The sequence below is a fragment of the Curtobacterium sp. PhB170 genome, assembly GCF_003752345.1.
Classification (GTDB): Bacteria; Actinomycetota; Actinomycetes; order Actinomycetales; family Microbacteriaceae; genus Curtobacterium.
Genome location: NZ_RJUM01000012.1, coordinates 215,457 through 240,500 on the forward strand (window position 1 = coordinate 215,457; position 25,044 = coordinate 240,500).

Here is a 25,044-nt window from a genome sequence, read left to right on the forward strand (position 1 = left end):
CTTGTTCCCCAACGAAAGAACCGTCGTTCCATGACCAAGAAGACCGTCGTCGTCACCGGGATCGGTGCGATCTCACCCCTCGCCGCGACTGCCCCGGAAACGTGGGACGCGCTGCTCGCCGGCAAGTCCGGCATCACCCGCATCGAGGACCCGCGCTACGCCGAGCTCGAACTCCCCGTGGAGTTCGCCGGCCAGGCACGTCGGTTCCTCACCGACCAGCTCACCCGCCCCGAGTCGAAGCGCCTGGACCCCTCGTCGCAGCTGTCCCTCGTCGCGGCGCGTGAGGCGTGGGCCGACGCCGGCATCGACGCCGAGTCCGTGGTCCCCGAGCGCCTCATCGTCGACTGGGCGACCGGCATCGGCGGCGTGAACACCCTGCTCGACGCCTGGGACACCCTGCGCGAGAAGGGCCCACGTCGGGTCCTGCCGATGACGGTCCCGATGCTCATGGCGAACGGTCCGGCCGCCGCCATCGAGATGGAGTTCGGCGCCCGTGGCGGCGCCCGCACCTACCTGTCGGCCTGCGCCTCGTCGACCGAGTCCCTGGCCGAGGCGTACCGCCACGTCGCCGACGGAGACGCCGACATCGTCATCACCGGTGGCGCCGAGGCCGCCCTGCACCCGCTGCCGCTGGCGGCGTTCGCGGCGATGCAGGCCCTGTCACGCCGCAACGACTCCCCCGAGACCGCCTCGCGTCCGTACGACGTCACCCGTGACGGCTTCGTCCTCGGTGACGGCGCCGCGGCGCTCATCCTCGAGTCGAAGGAGCACGCCGAGGCCCGCGGTGCGACCATCTACGCCGAGGTCGCCGGCGCCGGCATCACCTCGGACGCGTTCCACATCACGGCACCGGACCCCGAGGGCAGCGCTGCCGCCCGCGCGGTCCTGCAGGCCCTCGACCACGCCGGTGCCAGCCGCGAGGACGTCGTGCACGTCAACGCGCACGCCACCTCGACCCCGGTGGGCGACGTCGCCGAGTACCACGCCATGCGCCGCGTCTTCGGTGACCACCTCGACGACATCGTCGTGTCGGCGACCAAGGCGTCGACGGGTCACCTGCTCGGTGGTGCCGGTGCGATCGAGGCTGCGTTCACCGTCCTCGCGCTGCACAACCGTGTCGCGCCGCCGACGATCAACCTCAACGACCAGGACCCGGAGATCGTCATGGACGTCGCGCGCGAGCCACGTGCGCTGCCCGACGGTGACCTGCTCGCGGTCAGCAACTCGTTCGGCTTCGGCGGCCACAACGCCGTGGTCGCGTTCCGCAGCGTCTGATCCGTCGCACCCTGCCAGGAGGCCCGTCCCGCGTCGTCGGGGCGGGCTTCCGTCGTTCCGTGGCACCGCCCAGTGCCCGACGACGGCTCAGCCGACGCGGTGCAGCCAGACGACGGGGTTGCCCTCGGCCGCGTGGCGGAAGGGCTCGAGCTCGTCGTCCCAGGCCTGTCCGAGCGCGAGCCGGAGCTCGCGGTGGAGTTCGAGCGCGTTGCTGCCCGCGACCTCCATCGCGTAGCGGACGCGGTCCTCGGGGATGACCATGTTCCCGGTCACGTCGGTCTGCGCGTAGAACACGCCGAGGTCAGGCGTGTGCATCCAACGGCCGCCGTCGGACTCGGTCGTCGGTTCCTCGGTCACCTCGTAGCGCAGGTGCTCCCAGCCGCGCAGCGCGGAGGCGATCGCGGCACCGGCACCGACCGCACCGGTCCAGGTGAACTCGGTCCGGCGGGCACCGTCCTGTGCGGGCTGGTCGAGCCAGGAGAAGTTCACGGCGCGGTTCATGGCGCGACCTGCTGCCCATTCGACGTGCGGGCAGAGCGCGCGGGGTGAGGAGTGCACGTAGAGCACTCCTGTCGTCGTTCCGTTCACGGTTCCTCCGATACGTCAGGTGCGACTTCCCCATCGACCTGGTGCGGAGGATCCGAGCGGCTGCGAGCCACGGAACCATTCGGTATGCGATTGTGATGTCCCGACAGGACACGCCCATTATGCAGCGTTCCGGCTGGGAACGGCAAGGACCCCGCCGAGCGCGATCCGGTTCAGTGCAGGACGGTGCCCGCGGGGTCGACGGGGTGCCGCTCCCCCGCCGTGATCGGCACGGGCACGCGGTTCTCGGCCGGCGGGATCGGGCAGGCGAACTGGTACGAGAACGCGCAGGGCGGCAGCACGAGCAGGTTCCAGTCGAGCTCGACCGTGCCCGCGGTGCCGGGGTCGTCGAGGTACAGGAAGCGGCCCATCGAGTACGTGCTGCCGGGGTCGTCCTCGGCGAGGGCGCTCGTGGCGTCCTGCACGATGAGCTGCAGCCGCGGAGCACCCCGGAACGCGGCGGACCGGACCGCGACGAACCGCATGGTCGTGCTCCCGACGGCCGTCTCGATGTGCCCGGCGACCGGCAGGGCGTCGTCGGCGGCGTCGAGGACGCTGCCACGGGCCTCCCGGTCGTCGCCCGCACCGGCGTCCAGCGGGACGTACGTGCCGGACCCCACCCAGTCGTCGGACCGGTCGAACCGGGCGATGCGCGCGAAGCGGTGGATCGGCTCCGCCGCGGGGTCCCAGACGCGCAGCGTCGAGCCGGACACCGTGCCCGCGAAGCCGTCGGGGAACGCGACGGCGGACGGCACCACGGCGGTGTCACCGGCGACGAGCACGGTGCCGTCGACCGGGACGCCGTCCACGACGACACCGTCGGTGGCGGCGGCCGTCACCGTGAGGCCGCCGACCGCGGGTGCCCAGGTGCCGGGGACCGGCCACACCGGCTGCTGGTGGTCGACGTGCTGGGCGTTCACGAGCGCCAGCGGGCCACGGGGACCGCGTGCCCAGCGATCGCGTTCCGCGACGTGGTCGGCGAAGCCGGCGGCGGCGTCCGTCACGCCAGCTCCTGCCGCGGGTAGATGACCTTCTGCACGATGATGATGATCGACGCGGCGACGGGCAGGGCGACCAGGGCGCCGAGCACGCCGCCGATCGTGCCGCCGGCCACCGCGGCGATGACCACGAGGGCCCCGGGCACCTGCACGGCACGCGACATGATGCGCGGCGAGATGAGGTACGCCTCGACCTGCATGTAGACGAGGTAGTAGATCGCCGCGGCGAGGGCGGTCGCGGGCGACGCGAACAGGCAGAGCAACGAGATGACGACCGCTGCGCCGAGGGTGCCGACGAGCGGGATGAGCGAGCCGAGGAACGCGAACGAGGCGAGCAGCACGGGCAGCGGCGCACCGATGATGAGCAGGAACACCAGGCTCAGGATGCCGTTGATGAGCGCCTGCGACACCTGGCCGACGACGTACCGACCGACCGCCTGGGTGATCTGCTCACTGACGTCGATGAAGTTCTCGCGGCGGGACGCCGGCACGAACCGGTACGCCGCGCGCTTCATCCCCCGCATCGACGCGAGGAAGTAGAGCATCAGGATGAGGACGATGAGCACGCCGGTGAGCCCCGACAGGATGCCGCTGCCGACCGCCAGGATGCCGCCGCCGACGCTGAGCAGGTTGCCCGGGTTCTCGACGAAGGACTGCACCGACTCGAGCGCGTGGTCGATGTCGAACGACCCGGCGAACTGCTTCGACAGGTCCTGCACCCACTGCTGCTTCGAGATGTCGTCGACGACCTCGGGGAAGTTCTGGATCAGGTTCGTCGCCTGCTCGACCAGGATCGGGACGACCGCGAAGACGACCCCCGCGAACGCTCCCAGGACCCCCACGACGACGACGGTGATCGCCGCCCACCGCGGGATGAGTCGCTCGAAGGACGAGACGAGCGGGTCGATGCCGAGCGCGAGGAAGAGCGCGACCCCGATGTAGACGAGGACGGTGCTGAGCTCGCCGATGATGGTGCCGGCGAGCAGCGCGACGAGCACACCGATGGCACCCATGAACCCGATGCGGAAGGCGTTGACGCGCACGCCGGTGCCACCGCGGTTCACCTGGAACGTGACGTTCGGCGTCGGACCGGCACCGTCGTGGTCGTCCTCGCGCTTGCGTTTCATCTGCACGTAGGGCGGGCGGGACTTGAACCCGCGAATCGTTCGGTTATGAGCCGACTGCCTTGACCAGCTTGGCTACCGCCCCTCGACGGCCGTCAGGCCACCGGTTCCCCACGATACAGCGCCTCGAACGTCGTGAGCGTGCGGTTGATGTCGTGTGCCTCGATCATGGCCGAACTGCGCTCCCGCATGGCCGTGTACTCCGCGTCCGACGCGGTGAGCACCGCCTCGAGCTTGGCGGCGAGGTCGTGCTCGTCGCCGGGGGTGAACAGGTACCCGTTGCCGTCGATCAGGTGGGGCAGCGCCATCGAGTCGGCGGCGACGACCGGCAGCCCGGACGCCATGGCCTCGAGCGAGGAGATGCTCTGCAGCTCGGCGGTGGAGGGCATCGCGAACACCGTGCCGTTGGTCAGGGCGGTGCGCTTGGCCTCGTCCGAGACGAACCCGAGGAACCGGACGCGGTCCTCGAGCCCGAGCTCCTTCGCCAGGGCGGTCAGCTTCGGGATCATCTCGCCGTCGCCGACGATCGTCAGGGTCGCCGCGAGCGAACCGGGCAGCAGCGCCACGGCCCGGACCAGCACGTCGAGGTTCTTCTCCGGCGCCACACGGCCGACGAACACGACGTCGTTGCCCACGGGACGGCCCTCGCGCGCGACGTACCGCGACGCGTCGATCCCGCACGAGATCGCGAGCACCCGCTGCCCGGCGATGGCCTTCCGCAGGTAGTCGGCGGCCAGGTTCGTCGGCGTCGTGATGGTGTCGGCGAGCCGGTAGGTCTTCGCGGCGTCACTCCACGCGATCTTCAGCGCGATGGGCAGCGTCCACTTGCCGAACGGCGTGTACTCGAGCAGGTTCTCGGGCATGAAGTGGTTCGTCGCGATGACCCGGATGCCGCGCGCGTTCGCCTCGGGGACGATCCCGCGACCGATGACGACGTGCGACTGGATGTGCAGGACGTCGGGCTTCACGGCGTCGAGGATCGGGCCGGTCCACTTCTTGACGCTCCACGGCCACACGAACCGGAGCCAGGCGTGCAGCGGCCACTTGTACGACTTCAGGCGGTGCACGACGAGGGTCACGCCCTGGTGCTCCTCGTCGAAGGTGCCGTGGTGGCGGCTCGAGGCCGGGGCGACGACGTGGACCTCGTGCCCGCGCTCGGCCAGGCCGACGGCGAGCTGTTCGGCGAAGGTGGCGGCGCCGTTGACGTCCGGCGGGAAGGTGTCCGCGGCGATCAGGATGCGCAAGGGTCGGTGTCCGCCCGTCGCACCCGTCGGTTCGGCGGTGGCGGTGGTGACGTCTCCTGACACGGCTGGCGTCGTCCTCTCGTGGGCGATTGCTGGTCGGACTGCCGACGGTACCGCACCGGGTTCCGCGGCCGCGTCAGCCGCGCGGAGGACCCCGTGGTACCACGGGGTGACGCGGCCCCCGCGACCCCCGCGACCCCCGCGGTCAGGCGCGGGTCTGCGGGTGGTGCTTGGCGAGCAGGAACACCCCGGTGATGGCGATGCCGGCCGCGACCACGAACCCGGCGACCGCACCCCACGGCGCCCCGGACGCCTCGTCGAGGACGACCACGCCGATCCCGACGGCGACGATGGGGTCGATCACGGTCAGCCCCGCGATGACCAGGTCGGCCGAACCGGCCGAGTACGCGTTCTGCACGAAGTACCCGCCGAGCGACGCCGCGACGACCACCCCGATGATGGCCAGGACCGTCAACCAGTCGAACGTGCCGTTCACGAACCGGTTCAGCACGACCTTGGCGAGCGTCGCGACGAACCCGTAGAGGATGCCCGCGCCGACGATGTAGTAGAGCGCGCTCTTGTGCTTGGCCACGAGCCGGAACGACACCAGCACGAGCACGAGCACCACGGCCAGGATGATCAGGACGGTCACCAGCTGCTGCCGGGTGATCGCGCTCTCGTGCCCGACGAACGCCGCGATGCCGACGAAGATCGCGACACCGATGATGCACGTCCACACCGCACGCTTCGCCCGACGGCCCAGCGGCACGCCCGACGACCGGGAGGAGAACCACGTGGTGATCACGAGCGCGACCGCCCCGAGCGGCTGCACGACGATGAGCGGCGCGTACGTGATGCTGATCAGCTGCAGCACGACGGCGATGCCGAGCATCAGCGTGCCGAGCACCCAGTAGCCGCTCGACACCAGCCCCACGACGTGCCGGACGCTCAGGCCCTTCGACTGCCGCCCGAGCCGCGCCTCGACCCGCTGCACGCCCCGGCTCTGGAACTGCGCTCCCAGCGACAGGAACACCGCACCGATGAGTGCGACGGGGATCATGAGGGCCTGGAACGGCGTCAGGTTCACCGCGTCGGGCAGCTGGAGGTCCGTCGTCACCCGTCGAGGCTACCGTCCACCGCCGGATAACCTGGGTGAATGGCCGTTCTCCCGATCCGCATCACCGGCGAACCCGTCCTGCACGAGCGTGCAGCCGAGGTCACCGAGTTCGATGACGACCTCCGTTCCCTCGTCGCCGACATGTTCGAGACCATGGACCTCGCCCCCGGCGTCGGTCTGGCCGGACCCCAGGTCGGCGTCGGCAAGCGCCTGTTCGTGTACTCGTACACCGACGACGATGAAGTGCTGCACCGCGCCGCGGCCGTGAACCCGGTCCTCTGGATCAGCCCGTCGGTCCCCGAGTCGGTTGACGAGCTCGACGAGGACGACGAGTCCGAGGGCTGCCTGTCCGTGCCGGGCGAGCGCTTCCCGCTCCGACGCTCCGGCAGCGCACTGCTCCGGGCGTTCGACGAGCACGGCGACCCGTTCGAGGTCCGGGCCGACGGCTGGCTCGCGCGCATCTTCCAGCACGAGTACGACCACCTGGACGGCTGGCTCTACGCCGACCGCCTGGTGCACCCCTACGGCAAGCAGGTCGCCAAGGCCATCCGCAAGAACAGCTGGGGCGGCCCCGGCCAGTCGTGGCTGCCGGGTCGCGACCACCCCGAGGGCTGACGGGCCGGTCCGCGTGTCGCCTGCCGTGGTCAGCTGACGGCCGGGAGGCCCGGCTCAGCTCCGGTACGTCGTCAGCGCGTCGCGCAGGTGGCCGGTCTCCGGGTGCCCCGGGCAGTACTGCAGGAGGCCGGCGGCGACGTGTGCTTCGCCGTCGTCGGCCACGGCCGACGTCCACGGGTCCGTGCCGGTCACGGCGCAGGTGCTCGCGAGCTCGACGAGGGTGGCGTCGCCCCGGGTCGCGTCGACGGCGGCCTGCTGCTGCGTCGACGGCACCGAGCCCGTGAGCCGCTTCGCGGTGCACGAGGTCCGCTCGTCCTCCCACACCGCCGAGTACGTCGTGTAGGTCTCGCGGTCGCCGTCGTCGCACACGAAGGCGAACACGACCGGCGAGGTACCCGACCCGAGCCCGGTCTCCGAGCTCGTGGGTTCCTCTGACGACTCGGTGTCCGGTCCGGCACCGCTGCAGCCGACCAGCACGGGCGCGATGACCGCCGCGAGCAGCACGCCGAGCAGGGTGGCGCGGGGCGGACGGGATCGGTGCACCTGTGAACGCTAACAGCAAGCACCGGGCAGCTAGCACCGCGCGGCAACGAAACGCAGAAGACCCCCACCCGGGCGGGTGGGGGTCTGTTGCTCCCCGAGTTGGACTCGAACCAACAACCTGCCGGTTAACAGCCGGCTGCTCTGCCAATTGAGCTATCGAGGATCACTGTCCGCTGGCGAATGTCGTGCGAACAACGGGTAACAGCATAGCAGCACCGCAGGGCCCCTCACCGCATCGGACACGCCGCCCGGGCGCGCCGCGCTGTGGGCCCCGGCGCAGCGCTGCTCCTCAGTACCCGGCGACCGGGTCGACGACGCCGACGAAGCCCTCGCCGCTGCCGTCGAGGAACGCCGTGGTGTTGAGCCGCACCCGCTCGGCGAGCAGCGGCGCGACCATCTCCGGGGTGTCCGCCTGGTGCGGCGTGATGACCGCGCCGGGCTCGGACCAGAGCGGATGGCCGTCCGGCAACGGCTCGGGGTCGGTGACGTCGAGCCCTGCGGCGGCGATCGCACCGGTGCGCAGGGCCTCGACCAGGGCGTCGGTGTCGACGAGTCCCCCGCGGGCGATGTTGACGAGCCTGGCGGACGGCTTCACGAGCGCGAACTGCCGCGCGCCGAAGAGCTTCGCGGTGCCCGAGGTCATGGCCGCCGCGATCATCACGACGTCGGCGTCGGGCAGGACCTCGTCGAGCTGGTCGGTGGTGACGGTGCGCGATGCACCGTCCACCGGATCGGCCGAGCGGCGCACCACGGTGACGTCGACGTCGAACGGGGCGAGCAGGCGGATGTACTCGAGCGCGATCCCGCCGGCGCCGATCACGACGACGTTCCGGCCGTAGAGCGACACCCCCTCGGGCTCGGTGGCCCACGAGTGTGCACGGGCGCGCTTCTGCAGGACCCGAAGCGTCCCGAGCGTCAGCGCCAGGGCGTGCTCGGCGACGGGCTCCGCGTACGCGCCCTTCGCCGAGGTGAAGAGCACGCGGTCCCCGTGCTCCTGGATGAGGTGCGCGAAGGCGTCGACCCCGGCGAACGGCAGCTGCACCCAGCCGATCCCCGGTGCGGCGTCGAGCGCGTCTGCGAGACCGGACGGGTCGCGGGGGTCCAGCCAGACCAGCCCGCGGGTGTCCGCGTCGAGCGGCGCGACGGTCCCGCCGGCCTCCGTCACCGCGGTGACGTGCAGGTCGGTCGGCTCCGGCAGCACGGCGACGGGGCCGGACTGCGGTGCGTCGATCGGCAGCGGGGTGCCGGAGGTGGGGACGACGGCGCGGTGGCCTCGGGTGGCGGTGCTCACGGGTTCTCCTGTCGGTCCGTGCGGGGGCCGGTGCCGGCGGCGACCGGTCGGCGTGGCGCCGTCGAGCGGCGCGGGGCGGTGGGCGCCGGGCGACGCTTCACGCCGCGGGCCGCGGTCGCGGCCAGGGTCTTGACGTAGGGATCGACGGGGTTGTCGAGGACCTCGTCGAAGGTGCCGAGACCGACCAGCCGGGCATCGGCCATGACGGCGACGCGGTCGGCCAGGGCGCCGGCTTCGCGCAGGTCGCTGGACACCACGACGGCGGAGAACTGCCGGTTGCGCTGCAGGGTCGCCAGGGCCTCGAGCACCGACTGGCGCACGAGCACGTCGACACCGCGGGCGGGTTCGTCGGCGACCAGGAGCTGGGGTTCGAGCACGAGGGCCCGTGCCAGGGCGACACGCTGCCGCTGTCCGCTGGAGAGCTCCCAGGTGTTCAACCGCATCACGCCGAGCGGCAGGTGCACGGCGTCGACCAGGCGCGCGACGATGAGGCCCGCCTCCTTGCGGTCGAAGCGGCGGTCGCGCTGGTAGATCGGCTCGGCGATGGCCTCTCCGACGGTGAGGTCCGGACTGAGCCGGTCGGCGCCGTCCTGCGGCAGGTAGCCGATGCGGCCGCTCAGCCGCTCGAGCTTGCGGGACGAACCGCGCAGGCCGCGGGTCTTCTGGCCGAGGACGGTCAGTTCGCCCCCGACGATGTGCCGGCGCAGCGCACCGTCACCCTCGCCGTGCGACCCGAGCTGCCCCGCGATCGCGGCGGCGAAGGTCGACTTGCCCGACCCCGATTCACCGAGCAGCGCGAGGATCTCGCCCTGCCGCACCGTCAGGCTGACCCCGTCGACCGCTCGGATCGACTCGGACCCCCGTCCGCCCCGGTACTCGATCGACACGTCGTCCGCGACGACCGCCGGTCCGTTGACCGCGATCATGGGTCCCCTTCCACGCCGCCCCCTGGCGGCGGTTCGCGACGGACCGCGCTGGCAGGACCGTCGTGCGTACAGCTGTGGAGACGACCGTCCAGGAGGCCCGGCGTGCGTCGACGACGCTGGACGGGCCTCCTGGACGGGTCGCGCCGGGTCAGGACCAGACGCGGGTCGTATCGGGTCAGGACCCGACGTTCTCCAGTTGCTCCAGCGTACGCCGTCGCTCGGCCTGCTCCGCAGGGTCCGGCACCGGGAGCGACGCCAGCAGGCGCTGCGTGTACGGGTGTTGCGGCGCTCCGAGGACCTGCGCGGTCGTGCCCACCTCGACCAGGTCGCCGCGGTAGAGCACGGCGATCCGGTCGGAGAGCGCGCCCACGACCGCCAGGTCGTGGCTGATGAACAGCGACGCGAAGCCCAGGTCCTGCTGGAGCTCGAGGAAGAGCTCGAGCACGCGCGCCTGCACCGACACGTCGAGCGCGCTCGTCGGCTCGTCGGCGATGAGCAGCTTCGGCCGGAGCGCGAGCGACCGGGCGAGCGAGGCGCGCTGGCGCTGCCCGCCGGAGAGCTCGTGCGGGTAGCGGTCCCCGTACGCCTTCGGCAGCTGGACCGCCTCGAGGAGTTCGTCGACCTGCTTGCGGGCCGCACGCGGGCTCGAGACCTCCTTGTGGACGACCAGCGGCTCGGCGACGCACTCGGCGATCGTGAGCAGCGGGTTGAACGACGTCGCCGGGTCCTGGAACACGAACCCGATGTCCTTGCGCAGGTGCTTGAAGTCGCGCTCCCGGTAGCCCAGCATCTCGGCGCCGAGGACCTTCAGCGAGCCGCCGGTGACCTTCGTGAGACCGGCCATGGCGCGACCGATCGTGGTCTTGCCGGAGCCGGACTCCCCCACCAGGCCGAGGACCTCGCCGGGACGGATCGCCAGGTCGACGCCCTTCACAGCACGGAACGCGGGCGAGCCGAGACGGCCGGGGTACTCGATCTCGAGCCCCTTCGCCTCGACCAGCGGGGGGACGTCCTCGGTGATCGCGGCGCGGCGAGCGGTGCCCGTCGACGCCTCGAGCCGGGGCACCGCGGCGAGCAGCCGCTTCGTGTAGTCGGCCTGCGGACGCGCGAACAGGTCCGTCGCCGACGCCTCTTCGACGATCTCGCCCTGGTACATCACGGCGACGCGGTCGGCCAGGTCGGCCACCACGCCCATGTTGTGGGTGATGATCACGATCGCCGTGCCGAACTCGTCGCGGCAGCGGCGGAGCAGGTCGAGGATCTCGGCCTGCACCGTGACGTCGAGCGCCGTGGTCGGCTCGTCGGCGATGATCACCGACGGCTCGAGGGCCAGGGCACTCGCGATGACGACACGCTGCTTCTGGCCGCCGGAGAACTGGTGCGGGTAGTGGTCGACGCGGGTCTCGGGGTCGGGGATGCCGACGCGGCCGAGGTAGTCGATGGCCTTCGCCCGCGCCTCCTTCTTGGACATGCCACCGTGGGCGCGGAGCCCCTCGGCGATCTGCCACCCGACCGTGAAGACCGGGTTGAGGGCGGTCGACGGCTCCTGGAACACCATCGCACCGGCGGTCCCCCGCAGGCTGCGCAGCTTCTGCGCGCCGACGGTGACGACGTCGGTGCCGTCGAGCAGCACCGCGCCGCCGAGCGTCGCCGTCTCGGGCATGAGTCGGAGCATCGCCCGAGCCGTGACGGACTTGCCGGAGCCGGACTCGCCGACCAGGGCGAGGACCTCGCCGGGGCGGACGTCGAGGCTGACACCCTTCACCGCGTCGACGGCGCCGCCGTCGGTGGCGAAGGTGACGGTGAGGTCGTCGACGACGACCACGGGTGCGTTCTCGGTGTCGGTCGTCATGCGCCCGATCCTTCCGCGGTGGCCGTGTTGCGCGCGTCGCGCGTGGACACCAGCTGCTTCAGCCGTCGGCGCGCACGCAGACGGGGGTCGGAGATGTCGTTGAGGCTCTCGCCGATGAACGTCACACCGAGCACGAGCACCACGATCGCGACACCCGGGTAGACACCGGTCCACCAGACACCGCTCGCGACGTCGGACAGCGCACGGCTGAGGTCGTAGCCCCACTCGGCACCGGACGTCGGCCCGATGCCGAACCCGAGGAAGCCGAGGCCGGCCAGGGTCAGGATCGCGTCGCTGGCGTTGAGCGTCAGGATGAGCGGCAGGGACCTGGTCGAGTTCCGCAGCACGTGGCGGATCATGATGCGCCACGGGTTCGTGCCCATCACGCGCGCCGACTCGACGAACGCGTCGTTCTTCAGGCGCACGGCCTCGGCACGGACCACCCGGAAGTACTGCGGCACGTAGACGACGGTGATCGAGATCGCCGCCGCGATGATGCCGCCCGAGTAGCTCGAGTTGCCGCCGGAGATCACGATCGACACGACGATCGCGAGCAGCAGCGAGGGGAACGCGTAGATCGCGTCGGCGACCACGACGAGGACCCGGTCGAGCCAGCCGCCCAGGTAACCGGAGACCAGGCCGAGCAGCACGCCGACGATGATCGACACGACGACGGCGACGATCACGACGAGGACCGCCGTCCGGGCGCCGTAGATCACCCGGCTGAAGACGTCGAACCCGCCGACGGTGGTGCCCCAGATGTGCTCGGCGCTCGGTGCGCCGGTGCGTGGGAAGCTCTCGCCGTCCGCGCCCTGCAGCTGGCCGAAGCCGTACGGGGCCAGCAGCGGCGCGAAGACCGCGACGAGCAGGTACAGGGCGCAGATGACCACGCCGACGATGAGCATGGCGCGCTGCCAGCCGGTGCTCTTGCGGAGCTGGACCACCACAGGCAGCCGCTTCCAGAGCGGCTCGTGGCGGTCGACGAGGGTGGTGTCGGCCATCGTCAGAACCTCACTCTCGGATCGATCAGGGCAGCGACGACGTCGACGATGAAGTTGGTCACCGCGACGATCACCGCCAGCATCGCGACGATGCCCTGGACCGCGACGAAGTCACGGGCCGACAGGTACTGGTTGAGCTCGAAGCCCAGGCCGCGCCAGCCGAAGGTGGTCTCGGTCAGGACCGAACCGCCCAGCAGCATCGCGATCTGCAGGCCCATCACGGTGATGATCGGCACGAGGGCGGGGCGGAACGCGTGCGTCCGGACGAGCCGCGACTCGCGGACACCGCGGGAGCGGGCCGCGTCGACGTACTCGGAACCGAGCGACCCGATCATGTTCGCGCGCACCAGGCGCAGGAAGATGCCGGCGGTCAGCAGTCCGAGGGTCAACGCGGGCAGGACCGCGTGCTGCAGCACGTCGCCGATGACCGCCGCGTTGCCGGTCCGGAGCGCGTCGACGATGTAGATGCCGCTCGCGCCGGGGATGCCGTCCAGGATGAGTTCCACCCTGGTCGATGCACGGTCGCCGAGGGGCAGCCAGCCGAGCCACACCGAGAAGACGAGCTTGAGCAGCAGGCCGCCGAAGAACACCGGGGTCGCGTACGTCAGGATCGCGAGGGCGCGGAGCAGCACGTCTGGCCACTTGTCGCGCGTGTACGCGGCCAGCATGCCGAGTGGGATGCCGAGCACGAGCGCGACGATGAGGGCGTAGAAGACGAGCTCGGCGGTCGCGCCGCCGTACTGCAGGATGATCTCGGTGATCGGCCGGTTGTCGGTCGACGCGTTGCCGAAGTCACCGCGCAGGATGCCGCCGAGGTACTCGAAGTACTGCACGAGCACGGGACGGTCGTACCCGGCGGCGTGCAGGCGTTCCTGCAGCTGCGTCGGGGTGAGTCGGCCGCCGACCGACGCGGTGATCGGGTTCCCGATGACGCGCATCAGGAAGAACACGAGCGTCACCAGGATGAAGACGGTCGGGATGATGAGGAGGAACCTGACGAGGACGTACCGGCCGAGTCCGCCGCCACTGCTCTTGGCACGACGTTGTGCCTGTGGCTTGGTCGGATCGGTGCCGTTCACGTCCTGGGTCGCCTCGGGGGTGCTCAGGGTCACGGGGAGGGGTGCCTTTCATGCCGGTGCGCAGGCACGCGGGCGTTCCTCGTGGGAACGCCCGCGGCCTGCGCGAGGGGCGTGGTGCTACTTGCTGAGGGTGGCGTACCGGAACTTGAACGAGGCGTCGAGGGTCAGGCCCTTGACGTCCTTGCCGGCGACGGCGACGGACTTGCCCTGCAGCAGGGGCAGCGTCGAGATCTGCGATGCCTCGCGCTCCTGGGCCTGCTCGATCAGGTCGGCACGCTTGTCCGGGTCGGACTCCGCCTGCTCCTTCGCGATGAGGTCCTGGATGACCGAGTCGTCGTAGTGGTTCTGGACGAAGTTCTCCTTGGTGAAGAACGGCGACAGGTAGTTGTCGGCGTCGGAGAAGTCCGGGAACCAGCCGAGCTGGTACTCCGGGTAGGCGTCCTTCGTGCGCTCCTGGGCGTAGGTCGTGTAGACCGTCGACTGGATGTTGACGGTGAACAGGCCCGAGTCCTCGAGCTGCGTCTTCAGCAGCGCGTACTCGTCGTCCGAGGCGGAACCGTAGTGGTCGGGCGCGTACTGGATGTCGAGCTGCACCTTGCCGGAGACACCGGCGTCGGAGAGGGTCTTCTTCGCCTTGTCGACGTCGGGGCCACCGTCGCCGTCGCCGTACATGTCCTTGAACGGCTGGACCGCACCGGTGAGGCCGTCCGGCACCATCGAGTACAGCGGCGTGAAGGTGTCGTTGTAGACCTCCTTCGCCAGGGCGGCGCGGTCGACCACGTCAGCAGCGGCCTGGCGCACGGCGAGGGCCTTCGCCTCGTCGGCGTCGTCCTGACCGGTGCCGAACGGCTGCGTCTTGAAGTTGAAGACCACGTAGCGGATCTCGCCGCCGGGGCCGTCGGTGACCGTGAGCTTGTCGTCCTTGCGCAGGTCCGAGATGTCGGTCGGCGTCAGGGAGCGGTACGCCACGTCGACGTCGCCCTTCTGCACGGCGAGCTTGAGGTCGGTCTCCTTGGTGTAGTAGTTGGCCGTCACCTCGTCGCTCTTCGCCTTGCCGAGCAGGCCGTCGTACTTCGGGTTCGTCTTGTACTGGATCAGCTGGTTCTCCTTGTAGGAGCTGATCTGGTACTGCCCGGCGAACGCCTTCCCCTTGACGATGTCGTCGGCGCTGGTGAGCTTCGTCGCGCTGAAGACGTCCTCGTCGACGATCGGGCCGGCGGGGCTCGAGAGCACCTGCGGCCAGGTCTGGTCGGCGTGGTCGAGGTTGAACACCACGGTCGTGTCGTCCGGGGTGTCGATGCTCTTGAGGTTGGCGAGCAGCGACTGCGGGCCGTTCTCGTTGTTGATCTTGAGCTCGCGGTCGAACGAGAACTTCACGTCACTCGAGGTGAGCTTGTTGCCGTTCGCGAACTCGAGGCCGTCCTTGAGGGTGACCTCGTACGTGGTCGGGCTCGTGAACTCCGCCTTCGTGGCGATGTCCGGCTCGACGTCCGGGCTGCCCACGGGCGTGTTCATCAGGAACGGGAAGACCTGGTTCTGCACGGCGAACGAGCCGTTGTCGTACGAGCCGGCCGGGTCGAGGGACGTGATCTTGTCCGTCGTCCCGATGCTCAGGCCGTTCAGCTCGGTGTCGCTCACGCTGCTGCTCGCGCAGCCGGTCAGCACCAGCGCCGTCGCTGCTGCTCCGGCGCCGAGCGCGATGCCGCGCCTGCCCCACGTGGCTGTGTGCTTCTTGAACACGGATGCCATGTTCGATGCCTCTCTTGAAGTTGGGTGCAAGTGTCCGGACCGGCGGGTGGTACGTCTGTGTGCCCGGCCAGGAACGCTCATTGGTATCACCCTGTCACGGAACAGATCGAATCGGGAGCGATTTGTTTACACCGCTGTAATGCAAGCACCCGGCGCGTGATGCATCATTCGTGCGCATCGACCCGGCGCGCCGCACACGAAAGTTGCGCGGTGCAACGGGCCCCGTCCCCGGCCCCCGAGGTTCCGAAATCTCGGCATCTCGACGCTCGTGCGGCTCCGTAGCGGAACCTCGACATCCCGCACGCGGCATGTCGTGGAACCTCGGCACGCCGACCGCCAGGCCCGCCCTCGCCCCCTTGCCTCCGCCGACCGATCACGTCCCGCCTGCGGTCCCGCCTCGCCTCGCACGCGCGGCACCCCGAGGTTCCGAAATCTCGGCATCTCGACGCCCGTACGGCCCGGGACTGGAACCTCGGCATCGCGCACGCGGCATGTCGTGGAACCTCGGCACGCCGACCGGGAGGCCCGGCACATCTCCGCAGCGACCGTCACCTCTGCGACGTGGTTGCGCCGCACGGCCTCAGTCACGTCGGGCGGTCGCGTCACCTCGGCACTCGTGCTCGCCGAGGTTCCACGAAGTGCCGCTCGAGTGCGGCCAGATGCGCAGATTTCGGAACCTGGGCGAACGGCAGGCGGCAGGTCGAACGGGTCGCACGACGCCTGGCACTCGGGCGGCGAGAGCGAAGGGCTAGGACGCCTCGGCGTCGGCGCGGAGCCGCATGCGCTGCGCGTCGATGTCCACGAGCTGCCGCTGGATCTCGGCGCGTCGCTCAGCCTGCTCGTGCGGGTCCGCACGCTGCAGTTGTCCGAGCAACGAGGCCTTGCGGGCGAGCAGGTCCCGCTCGACCAGGGCGACGACGATGCTCCGGCAGTACGCGGCGAGGTCCTCGGCGTTGCGGGCGGGGATCGGCGCGAGGGCCAGCTCGTGCGTCAGGGTGCGCAAGGGGGTCGGCACGTCGGCGAGCAACCGGTCGAGCCAGTCCCCCGCCCCGATGACGTCGACGTTGGCGACCACGGCGTCCCGCACGACGGCGAGCATCGGCGCCGAGAACGTGGCGGACGCGGCGAGCCCGAGCAGCGGCGCTCCGACCGAGGTCGGCTGCTGCACCATCGCCATGACGGCGTCGCGCTCCATGCGGCTGATCGGGTCGTTCGGCAGCGAGCGGATCCCGGCGACGGGCTCCTCGACCACACCGGCCCCGTCGGTGGCGTGACCGGCGCGACCGTCGCGCCCCGGGCCTCCTGACCGATCGTCCGTCGACCCCGCACGCCGACGCGCGGTCTCGACCGATCGACGGACCTCGGGCATGTCCATGCCGAGCCAGCCGGCGAGCTCGCGGACGTACCCCTGCGTGAGTGACCGATCGCGGATGCCGGCGAGCACGGGGGCCGCGGCGCGGAGGGCACTGACGCGGCCCTCGACCGTCTCGAGGTCGTGGCCCTCCAACGTGCGGCGGATCATGAACTCGAACATCGGGCGCTTGTTCGTGATCAGGCGGCGGATGGCGTCGTCGCCGCGGGCAAGCCGGAGGTCGCACGGGTCGAGGCCACCGGGTGCCACGGCGACGAAGGTCTGCGCGGCGAACCGCTGTTCCTCGGCGAAGGCGCGGGATGCGGCACGTTGCCCGGCCTCGTCCGGGTCGAAGGTGAAGACGACCTCGCCGTTGGCGTTCGGGTCGGCGCCGGCCAGGTCGCCGAGCATCGGGCGGAGCACCTTGATGTGGTCGACGCCGAACGAGGTGCCGCATGTGGCGACCGCGGTGGTGATGCCGGCGACGTGGCAGGCCATGACGTCGGTGTAGCCCTCGACGATCACGACCTGCTTCTGCTTCGAGATGTCGCGGCGGGCCAGGTCGAGCCCGTAGAGCACCTGGCTCTTGTGGTAGATCGGGGTCTCGGGCGTGTTGAGGTACTTCGGACCCTTGTCGTCGTCGAGCAGACGACGAGCACCGAACCCGATCGTCGCCCCTGTGACGTCGCGGATCGGCCACATCAGGCGCCCACGGAACCGGTCGTACGGCGACCGGTCGCCCTGGCTGACGAGCCCGGCCGAGGTGAGTTCCTCGAGCGTGAAGCCCCGACCGCGCAGGTGGTCCTTGAGCATGTCGAACGACTTCGGGGCGAAGCCGACACCGAAGTGCTGCGCCGCCGAGGGATCGAACCCGCGCTCCCCCAGGAACCGCCGTGCGGGGTCGGCCGCGGCGGTGGTGAGCTGTGCCGTGTAGAACTCGAGCGCGGCTTCGTTGGCGGCGATCAGCCGGGCGCGGGTGTTGTAGTCGGTGCGCGGCCCGTCGCCCTCTTCGTAGTGCAGGGTGAAGCCGATCTTCGCGGCCATGCGCTCGACGGCCTCGGCGAAGGTGGTGTGGTCCTGCGCCATGATGAAGCTGAAGACGTCGCCGTCCTCGCCGCAGCCGAAGCAGTGGTACCGGCCGACCTGAGGCCGGACGTGGAACGACGGAGAGCGTTCGTCGTGGAAGGGGCAGAGCCCCTTCATCGAGCCCACGCCCGCGTTCTTCAGCGTGACGTAGTCGCCGACGACGTCGGCGATGTTGACACGCGAGCGGACCTCGTCGATGTCGTTCCGCGCGATCCTGCCAGCCACCCTCTGATCCTAGTTCGTGGGACCGACCTCGGCCGACCGCGGGCCCGAGATGTGGACGAGCCACCGAGGCCGACGGAGCAAACCGCTCACACCGGGATGTGGACCGCTTCCCGCTCGCCGACGACCAGCCGACGGTGCCAGGCGATCGCCCCCTGGTCCGTCAGGCTCGCGACCTGGTCGACCACGGCACGGAGTCGCCCGTCGTCGTCCGACGCCGCACGCCAGTCGGCGGCGAAGCCGGGCTCGAGGTCCGACGCACCCGATGCCGCCAGGGCGTCGAGCAGCTCCGTCAGGATCCGACGCTGGTCTTCGTACACGGGCTGCCGGTCGCCCTGCGTCATCACGAACGCCGCCACGATGCCCTTGAGGACCGCGATCTCGCCGATGATCTCCGGCGGTGTCACCACCGATGCTGCGAACCGGACCAGGGACCCGGAGGCGTAGGACTCGCGGGTCGCGGCCGTCGCCGTCCGCGCGAAGCGTCCGATCAGCTGCGAGGTCAGGTTCTTCAGGTGTGCCGCGTCGCGCCGGGACCCGTCGTACGAGGTCATCCAGAGCGGCAGGGCACGGAGGCGGTCGAAGGCCTCGAGCAGTTCCTCACGACTCAGGTCGTCGCCCACCCACGCGTGCATCGCGGTGACGATGTCGTTCTCGCCGACCCGGTCGCCGAGCGCCGCGACGTCGATGAACCCGGCGACGACGGCGTCCTCGAAGTCGTGCACCGAGTACGCGATGTCGTCGGACAGGTCCATGACCTGCGCCTCGATGCACCGCTGCCGCCGGGGCGCCCCGGCACGGAGCCACTCGAAGGCGTCGTGGTCGTCGTCGTAGAAGCCGAACTTGGTCCGACCCGATGACGATTCGGAGACGCCCTGCGCAGCCGGCCACGGGTACTTGCAGCTGGCGTCGAGCGACGCGCGCGTCAGGTTGAGCCCGAAGGGACGCTCGACGCCAGCGCCAGCGCCAGCGCCAGCCCCCGCGCCAGCCCCCGCGTCGGCCCCCGCGTCGGCCCCGGCAGCGGCGCCCGACCCCGGACGGAGCCCGTACACCTTCGGCTCGAGCCGGGTGAGCAGCCGAAGCGTCTGCGCGTTGCCCTCGAACCCGCCGATGCCGGCCGCCCAGGCGTTGACGGCGGTCTCACCGTTGTGGCCGAAGGGCGGGTGGCCGATGTCGTGCGCCAGGCACGCGGTGTCCACCACGTCGGGGTCGAGGCCCAACGAGTCCGCGAGCTCGCGACCGACCTGCGCCACCTCGAGCGAGTGGGTCAGGCGGTTGCGGGCGAAGTCGAGCCCGGTCGTCGGGCTGAGCACCTGGGTCTTGGCGGCGAGGCGACGGAGCGCGCTGGAGTGCAGCAGGCGTGCGCGGTCGCGGGCGAAGTCCGATCGGCGGTTGCCGTGCTCTTCGGGGAGCCAGCGCTCGGCGTCGGCCGGGCCGTACGAGGCGGTGGCGCTCATCCGCCGCTGTGGTGCAGCTCGGCGGCGGCGAGGACCTTGCGGAACTCGCTGTCGACGTCGCGTGACTCGAGCCAGCGGTCCGGCAGGGCGGTGCGCTTCGGGTTGCCGGAGCGACCACGGGGGCCCTCGGCGCCCTCGCCCGGGTACGGTGCGTCGCGGTCGAGCTGGCCGAGCAGGTCGTCGATCTCCTGCAGGCTCGACGACAGTGCGAGACCGGATCGCACGTCGCTGCCGATCGGGTACCCCTTGAAGTACCAGGCCACGTGCTTGCGGGCATCGCGGCAGCCGTGGTCTTCGGACCCGAAGAACTCGACGAGCAGTTCGGCGTGCCGACGGAACCCGTCAGCGACCTCGCCCAGGGTCGGCATGTACCGCAACCCTTCGCCGCGGAACGCCGCAGCCAGGTCGCCGAACAGCCACGGACGCCCGAGGCACCCGCGCCCGACGACGACGCCGTCGACGCCGGTCTCGTCGACCATGCGCAGGGCGTCGGCAGCCGACCAGATGTCCCCGTTGCCGAGGATCGGGATGTCGGTGACGGCTTCCTTCAGCGTCGCGATCGCCGACCAGTCGGCGTGACCGGAGTAGTGCTCGTTCGCCGTGCGGGCGTGCAGCGACACCGCGGCGACGCCGGCGTCCCGCGCGATGCGGGCGGCGTCGAGGTAGGTCAGGTGGTCCTCGTCGATGCCCTTGCGCATCTTCACGGTGACCGGCACGTTCCCTGCGGCGCGGACGGTCTTCGTGACGAGTTCACGGAACAGCTCGAGCTTCCAGGGCAGGGCCGCGCCGCCGCCCTTGCGGGTGACCTTGGGCACCGGGCAGCCGAAGTTCAGGTCGATGTGGTCGGCACGGTCCTCGCCCACCAGGATCGATGCGGCCTCGGCCACGGTGTTCGGCTCGACGCCGTACAGCTGGATCGACCGCGGGGTCTCGGACTCGTGGTGCTGGATGAGCTGCATCGACACGGGGGTGCGTTCGACCAGCGCGCGCGAGGTGATCATCTCGCAGACGTAGAGACCGGCGCCGTACTCGCGGCAGAGCCGGCGGTACGCCATGTTCGTGATGCCCGCCATGGGCGCGAGCACGACCGGCACGTCGACCTCGATCGGGCCGATGCGCAGAGGCCGTGCTGGGGCTTGTGTGATCGTCATACCTGCTCCATCCTCCCACGTCGGTGCGCGCCGGTAGCGTTCTCCACATGACGATCGACGCCAGCACCCGGTTCGACACCGACGCAGCGACCCGCGGCCTGTCCGTCGAGGTCGTCGAACGCCCCGCCGCGGACTCCCTGCAGCATGCCGCCGAGATGCTCGGCATCGACCCCGGCGACATCGTCAAGACGCTCGTCGTGAAGCGGCAGGACGGCGGCTTCCTGCTCGCGCTCGTGCCGGGCGGCCGGAGCATCGCGTGGAAGAAGCTCCGCACCGTCGTCGGGGTGAACAAGCTCTCGATGCCCGACGCGGCGACCGCGCTCCAGGCGTCCGGTTACGAACGCGGCACGATCACGCCCATCGGAGCGACCGGCGACCTGCCCGTCTACGCCGACGACCGCATCGTCGGTCGACGGGTCGCCCTCGGCGCGGGCCGGCACGGCGCGAGCGCCTTCGTCGACGCCGACGACCTCGTCGCCGCGTACGGCGCGACGGTCGCCGACATCACCGACGAGGAACCGCAGCGCGCCTGATCGGTCCGGCGACCGACGGATCGCGCCCCCGCACAGCCGTCGCGCCCCGCAGAGTCGGGGCGCAACGACCGCACGGGGGCGTGGGACAAGCAGCCCGCGGCGCGCCACCAGCAGCGCGCGGCGCGAGACCAGCAGCGCGCGGCGCGGCCCCAGCAGCGCGCGGCGCGGCCCCAGCAGCGCGCGACGTGCGACCGACGGAACCGTCAGTCCGGCACCTCGGTCCAGTCGCCCTCGGCACCGGCGAACGATCCGGCGTCGATCAGGCACGAATCACCGTCGCAGACCGGCGCACCGCCGGGCGTGACCAGCGTGAGCAGGCCGGGGCGCGCCTCCAGACCGGAGATTGCATCCGGTACCGACGGGGCGGACGGGAGGCCCGCCCCACCCCCGACGGTGACCGTCGCCCCCGTCATCGGGTCGCCGCCACGTCGGCACTCGCGTCGTCCGCCGCGCGTTCGGTCGCCGAGGCGACCTCGTCCGGAGTCGTCCCGCGCAGCGCGACGACCTGCGTCAGCACTTGCTCGAACGCTGCCGGGTCCTGCGCGCCCGAGACGCCGTACTTGCCGTCGATCACGAAGAACGGGACGCCGTTGATGCCGAAGGCCTGCGCCTGGGCCTGGTCGGCGCGGACGGCTGCGAGCTGCGAGTCGTCACGGAGCGTCGCGAGGACCTCGTCACGGTCGAGCCCGATCTCGGCGGCCAGGTCGGCCAGCGACGCGTCGTCGCCGACGTGCTCGCCGCGCTCGAAGTAGGCGGTGAACAGGCGCTCGACCATGTCGAGTTGCTTGCCGTGCTGCTTGGCGAGGTGGATGACCTGGTGCGCCTTCACGGTGTTCGTGTGGTGCACGGCCTCGAAGTCGTAGTCCAGCCCGACCGAGGCCGCGATGCCGGTGACCTGGTCGAGCATCTGCTGCGCCTGCTCGACGGGCATGCCCTTGTGCTCCGACAGGAACTCGGCCTCGGTGCCCTCGAAGTCGACGGGGGTGTCCGGGCTGAGTTCGAAGGAGTGGTACTCGACCTCGACCGGGCGGCCGTCCGCCGAGGCGCCGAACGCGGCGACGCCGGCCTCGAACTTGCGCTTGCCGATGTAGCACCAGGGGCAGGCGATGTCCGACCAGACATCGACCTTCACGGAGTCGTTCATGCTGATCCCAACGCGGGCGTCGCGCGCGCATTCCCGCAGAACCTGGTTCCGGCGATTGCGACGCCCGCGACGCCCGCGAGGCCCCTACGCGCCGAGCAGGCGCTGCGCCAGGTAGCCCTGCAGCTGGTCGAGGGCGACCCGCTCCTGCGCCATCGTGTCGCGCTCGCGCACCGTGACGGCCTTGTCCTCGAGCGTGTCGAAGTCGACCGTGATGCAGAACGGCGTGCCGATCTCGTCGTGGCGACGGTAGCGACGGCCGATCGCACCGGCGTCGTCGAAGTCCACGTTCCAGTTCTTGCGCAGGTCGTCGGCCAGGCCGCGGGCGACCGGCGACAACTGCTCGTTGCGCGACAGCGGCAGCACCGCGGCCTTGACGGGTGCCAGGCGCGGGTCGAGTCGCAGCACGGTGCGCTTGTCGACGCCGCCCTTCGCGTTCGGTGCTTCGTCCTCGTGGTACGAGTCGAGCAGGAACGCCATGAGCGCACGGGTCAGGCCGAAGGACGGCTCGATCACGTAGGGCACGTACTTCTCGTTGGCGGCCTGGTCGAAGAAGCGCAGGTCCTGGCCGGACGACTCGATGTGGTTGTTGAGGTCGAAGTCGGTGCGGTTCGCGACGCCCATGAGCTCGCCCCACTCCGATCCGGTGAACCCGAAGCGGTACTCGATGTCGGCGGTGGCGTCGGAGTAGTGCGCCCGCTCGCCGTCCGGCACGTCGAAGCGGCGCAGGTTCTCCGGGTCGATGCCGAGCTCGGTGTAGAACGCGATCGAGTCGGCGATCCACTGCTCGTAGTGCTCGCCCGCCTCGGCCGGCGGCACGAAGTACTCGATCTCCATCTGCTCGAACTCGCGGGTGCGGAAGATGAAGTTGCCGGGCGTGATCTCGTTGCGGAACGCCTTGCCGACCTGCCCGATGCCGAACGGGGGCTTCATGCGACTGGTCGTGACCACCTGCGCGAAGTCGACGAAGATCCCCTGCGCGGTCTCGGGGCGCAGGAAGTTCAGGCCCTCTTCGGACTCGACCGGGCCGAGGTAGGTCTTGAGCATGCCGGAGAACTCGCGGGGCTCCGTCCACTCACCGCGGGTGCCGCAGTTCGGGCAGGCGATCTCGGCCATGCGGCCCTCGGGGTCGCGGCCCTTCTTGGCGACGAACGCCTCGATCAGGTGGTCCTCGCGGAACCGGTGGTGGCAGTGCAGGCACTCCACGAGCGGGTCGGTGAAGGTCGCGACGTGGCCCGAGGCCTCCCACACCTTGCGGGGCAGGATGACGGCGGAGTCGAGGCCGACCATGTCACCACGGCCGCGGACGAACCGCTGCCACCACTGACGCTTGATGTTCTCCTTGAGCTCCACACCGAGGGGCCCGTAGTCCCACGCGGAGCGGGAGCCTCCGTAGATCTCACCCGACTGGAAGACGAAGCCGCGGCGCTTGGCCAGGGCGATGACGCTGTCGAGACGGGAGGGCTGTGCCAAAGGGTGCTCCAGAGGTCGCCGAGCTGGGTGCTCGGTGCGGAAACGGTCCGGGCAAGACTACCGGCGTTCGTGACCCGGGAGGCCCGCCCCCGGTCCGCCCTCCGGTCACGTCCCCGACGTGGTCGCCCGCACCCCGCCCAGCGCGGCCGCCACGTCGGTCACGTCGGACTCGTCGTTCCACAGGTGGAACGCGATCCGGAGTCGCCCGGCACGCCCCGACGCGGTGAGCCCGGCGGCGGTGAGGGCCCGGAGGGCCGACCCGTCGGCGTCCGCGAACGTCACGATCGCCTGCCCGTCGCCCTGCCGAGGCGACCCGAGGGCGTCGCACAGCCGATCCGCGAGAGCGGTGGCGTGCCTCCAGACCGCCTGCTGGTCGAGCGCGACCGCGTGTTCGAGCGCGGCCACCGCACCGGGCCACGCCTGCCAGGCCGGCGAGACGTCGAAGCGACGGGCGTCGTCGGCCAGGCGCATGTCGGGGCCGTAGCACGAGGACCAGACGTCCGCCCCCGCGTACCAGCCGGCCTGCACGGGGCGGAGCCGACCGAGGGCGGTGTCGGAGAGCGTCATGAAGGCGACGCCGCGCGGGGCGCAGAGCCACTTGTAGGCGTGCGTCAGCGTCACGTCGAAGAGTGCCGCGTCGACGGGCAGGACGCCGGCTGCCTGCGTGAGGTCGCAGAGGGTGAGAGCACCGACCCGCCGGGCCGCGGCGACGACCGGCTGCGGATCCGTGACGGCGCCCGTGGCGGACTGCACGGCGGACCACGCCACGAGGGTGGTGCCGGGCCCGACGGACGCGGCGAGCCGGTCGAGCGGGACGTGCCGGACGCGGACGCCGCGGTGCGCCTGAGCGAGGAACGGGAAGACGACCGAGCTGAAGTCGCCGTCGGGCACGACCACCTCAGCACCGTCCGGCAGGGCGTCGGCGACGACCGCGGCCATCACCGAGGTCTGCGAGCCGGTCGCCACCTGGGACACCGGCACCCCGACGAGGGCGGCGAAGAGCGCGCGACCCTCCTCGACCAACGCCCCGTAGTGGGCCGGCGAGGTCTCGGCGCGGGACCACGCGTCGAGGTCGGCCCGCTGGGCGGCGAGCGTGGCCCGGCTGGGCAGACCGGCGGTGCACGCCGCGAGGTAGCCACGGCCGGCGGGGAAGGAGTCCATGCGGACAGCGTCCCGGCTCGTGCCCCATCACACCAGGCCGGGTTCGTTGTGCAGCCGATAACATCGCGTG

At 70.9% G+C, this 25,044-nt stretch carries 22 protein-coding genes and 2 tRNA genes; 3 read left to right on the top strand and 21 right to left on the bottom strand.

Going from position 1 to position 25,044, the window contains the following annotated elements:
• The first annotated feature begins 30 nt into the window (after nt 1–30).
• Complete coding sequence (locus EDF40_RS14425) at nt 31–1,275, top strand: beta-ketoacyl synthase (protein ID WP_123292578.1); 1,245 nt, start codon at nt 31–33, stop codon at nt 1,273–1,275.
• An 87-nt stretch (nt 1,276–1,362) separates the two neighbouring features.
• Here the strand turns inward: EDF40_RS14425 and EDF40_RS14430 are convergent, their stop codons facing one another.
• From EDF40_RS14430 to EDF40_RS14455, 6 genes are all read right to left on the bottom strand, one after another.
• Nucleotides 1,363–1,863 (bottom strand): DUF3145 domain-containing protein, encoded by a 501-nt coding sequence (locus tag EDF40_RS14430; RefSeq protein WP_235035923.1) that lies wholly within the window; start codon nt 1,861–1,863, stop codon nt 1,363–1,365.
• A 170-nt stretch (nt 1,864–2,033) separates the two neighbouring features.
• Nucleotides 2,034–2,864 carry a DUF1684 domain-containing protein gene (locus tag EDF40_RS14435; protein WP_123340422.1) on the bottom strand — a complete coding sequence of 277 codons (831 nt, stop codon included), beginning with the start codon at nt 2,862–2,864 and terminating at the stop codon, nt 2,034–2,036.
• On the bottom strand, nt 2,861–3,985 hold the full coding sequence (locus EDF40_RS14440) for an AI-2E family transporter (protein ID WP_185003098.1): 1,125 nt from the start codon (nt 3,983–3,985) through the stop codon (nt 2,861–2,863). Before EDF40_RS14440 ends, EDF40_RS14435 begins: the two co-directional genes overlap by 4 nt.
• Before the next feature lie 7 nt (nt 3,986–3,992).
• Nucleotides 3,993–4,067 (bottom strand) — tRNA-Ile (locus EDF40_RS14445).
• A 10-nt stretch (nt 4,068–4,077) separates the two neighbouring features.
• Nucleotides 4,078–5,289 (bottom strand): glycosyltransferase, encoded by a 1,212-nt coding sequence (locus tag EDF40_RS14450; RefSeq protein ID WP_123340421.1) that lies wholly within the window; start codon nt 5,287–5,289, stop codon nt 4,078–4,080.
• 142 nt (nt 5,290–5,431) lie between these two features.
• Entirely contained in the window at nt 5,432–6,343 is a 912-nt protein-coding gene (locus tag EDF40_RS14455) for a DMT family transporter (protein WP_181437562.1), read from the bottom strand.
• 39 nt (nt 6,344–6,382) lie between these two features.
• Here EDF40_RS14455 and def point away from each other — a divergent pair, with 39 nt between their 5' ends.
• A complete protein-coding gene (gene def, locus EDF40_RS14460) occupies nt 6,383–6,958 on the top strand; it encodes a peptide deformylase (protein WP_123340420.1) in 576 nt (191 codons plus the stop codon).
• A gap of 54 nt (nt 6,959–7,012) precedes the next feature.
• On the opposite strand, the gene EDF40_RS14465 is transcribed toward def, so the two are convergent.
• From EDF40_RS14465 to dusB, 11 genes are all read right to left on the bottom strand, one after another.
• Nucleotides 7,013–7,501, bottom strand: coding sequence for a hypothetical protein (locus EDF40_RS14465; protein ID WP_148053869.1), 489 nt, complete (start codon nt 7,499–7,501; stop codon nt 7,013–7,015).
• 90 nt (nt 7,502–7,591) lie between these two features.
• Nucleotides 7,592–7,664 (bottom strand) — tRNA-Asn (locus EDF40_RS14470).
• 126 nt (nt 7,665–7,790) lie between these two features.
• Complete coding sequence (locus EDF40_RS14475; protein ID WP_185003100.1) at nt 7,791–8,792, bottom strand: D-isomer specific 2-hydroxyacid dehydrogenase family protein; 1,002 nt, start codon at nt 8,790–8,792, stop codon at nt 7,791–7,793.
• Nucleotides 8,789–9,718: an ATP-binding cassette domain-containing protein gene (locus EDF40_RS14480; protein WP_123292572.1), complete on the bottom strand. Its 930-nt coding sequence runs from the start codon at nt 9,716–9,718 to the stop codon at nt 8,789–8,791. The genes EDF40_RS14475 and EDF40_RS14480 overlap by 4 nt, the downstream gene beginning before the upstream one ends.
• A gap of 175 nt (nt 9,719–9,893) precedes the next feature.
• On the bottom strand, nt 9,894–11,570 hold the full coding sequence (locus tag EDF40_RS14485) for an ABC transporter ATP-binding protein (RefSeq protein ID WP_123340418.1): 1,677 nt from the start codon (nt 11,568–11,570) through the stop codon (nt 9,894–9,896).
• Nucleotides 11,567–12,571, bottom strand: coding sequence for an ABC transporter permease (locus EDF40_RS14490; protein WP_123340417.1), 1,005 nt, complete (start codon nt 12,569–12,571; stop codon nt 11,567–11,569). The genes EDF40_RS14485 and EDF40_RS14490 overlap by 4 nt, the downstream gene beginning before the upstream one ends.
• A 2-nt stretch (nt 12,572–12,573) precedes the next feature.
• Nucleotides 12,574–13,650: an ABC transporter permease gene (locus EDF40_RS14495; protein ID WP_123340547.1), complete on the bottom strand. Its 1,077-nt coding sequence runs from the start codon at nt 13,648–13,650 to the stop codon at nt 12,574–12,576.
• Between the two features lie 117 nt (nt 13,651–13,767).
• Nucleotides 13,768–15,399 (bottom strand): ABC transporter substrate-binding protein, encoded by a 1,632-nt coding sequence (locus EDF40_RS14500; protein ID WP_123340416.1) that lies wholly within the window; start codon nt 15,397–15,399, stop codon nt 13,768–13,770.
• A 748-nt stretch (nt 15,400–16,147) separates the two neighbouring features.
• Complete coding sequence (gene dnaG, locus EDF40_RS14505) at nt 16,148–18,061, bottom strand: DNA primase (protein WP_123340415.1); 1,914 nt, start codon at nt 18,059–18,061, stop codon at nt 16,148–16,150.
• A gap of 86 nt (nt 18,062–18,147) precedes the next feature.
• Nucleotides 18,148–19,515 (bottom strand): deoxyguanosinetriphosphate triphosphohydrolase, encoded by a 1,368-nt coding sequence (locus EDF40_RS14510; protein WP_123340414.1) that lies wholly within the window; start codon nt 19,513–19,515, stop codon nt 18,148–18,150.
• Nucleotides 19,512–20,666 (bottom strand): tRNA dihydrouridine synthase DusB, encoded by a 1,155-nt coding sequence (dusB, locus tag EDF40_RS14515; protein WP_123340413.1) that lies wholly within the window; start codon nt 20,664–20,666, stop codon nt 19,512–19,514. Before dusB ends, EDF40_RS14510 begins: the two co-directional genes overlap by 4 nt.
• Before the next feature lie 47 nt (nt 20,667–20,713).
• Here dusB and EDF40_RS14520 point away from each other — a divergent pair, with 47 nt between their 5' ends.
• On the top strand, nt 20,714–21,199 hold the full coding sequence (locus tag EDF40_RS14520) for an aminoacyl-tRNA deacylase (protein ID WP_123340412.1): 486 nt from the start codon (nt 20,714–20,716) through the stop codon (nt 21,197–21,199).
• Between the two features lie 203 nt (nt 21,200–21,402).
• On the opposite strand, the gene EDF40_RS14525 is transcribed toward EDF40_RS14520, so the two are convergent.
• From EDF40_RS14525 to EDF40_RS14540, 4 genes are all read right to left on the bottom strand, one after another.
• A complete protein-coding gene (locus EDF40_RS14525) occupies nt 21,403–21,612 on the bottom strand; it encodes a hypothetical protein (RefSeq protein ID WP_123340411.1) in 210 nt (69 codons plus the stop codon).
• Nucleotides 21,609–22,343: a DsbA family protein gene (locus EDF40_RS14530; protein WP_123340410.1), complete on the bottom strand. Its 735-nt coding sequence runs from the start codon at nt 22,341–22,343 to the stop codon at nt 21,609–21,611. The genes EDF40_RS14525 and EDF40_RS14530 overlap by 4 nt, the downstream gene beginning before the upstream one ends.
• 84 nt (nt 22,344–22,427) lie before the next feature.
• Nucleotides 22,428–23,813, bottom strand: a complete 1,386-nt coding sequence (locus EDF40_RS14535) for a glycine--tRNA ligase (RefSeq protein ID WP_123340409.1) — start codon at nt 23,811–23,813, stop codon at nt 22,428–22,430.
• Between the two features lie 105 nt (nt 23,814–23,918).
• Nucleotides 23,919–24,974: an aminotransferase class V-fold PLP-dependent enzyme gene (locus EDF40_RS14540; RefSeq protein ID WP_123340408.1), complete on the bottom strand. Its 1,056-nt coding sequence runs from the start codon at nt 24,972–24,974 to the stop codon at nt 23,919–23,921.
• Nucleotides 24,975–25,044 lie beyond the last annotated feature (70 nt).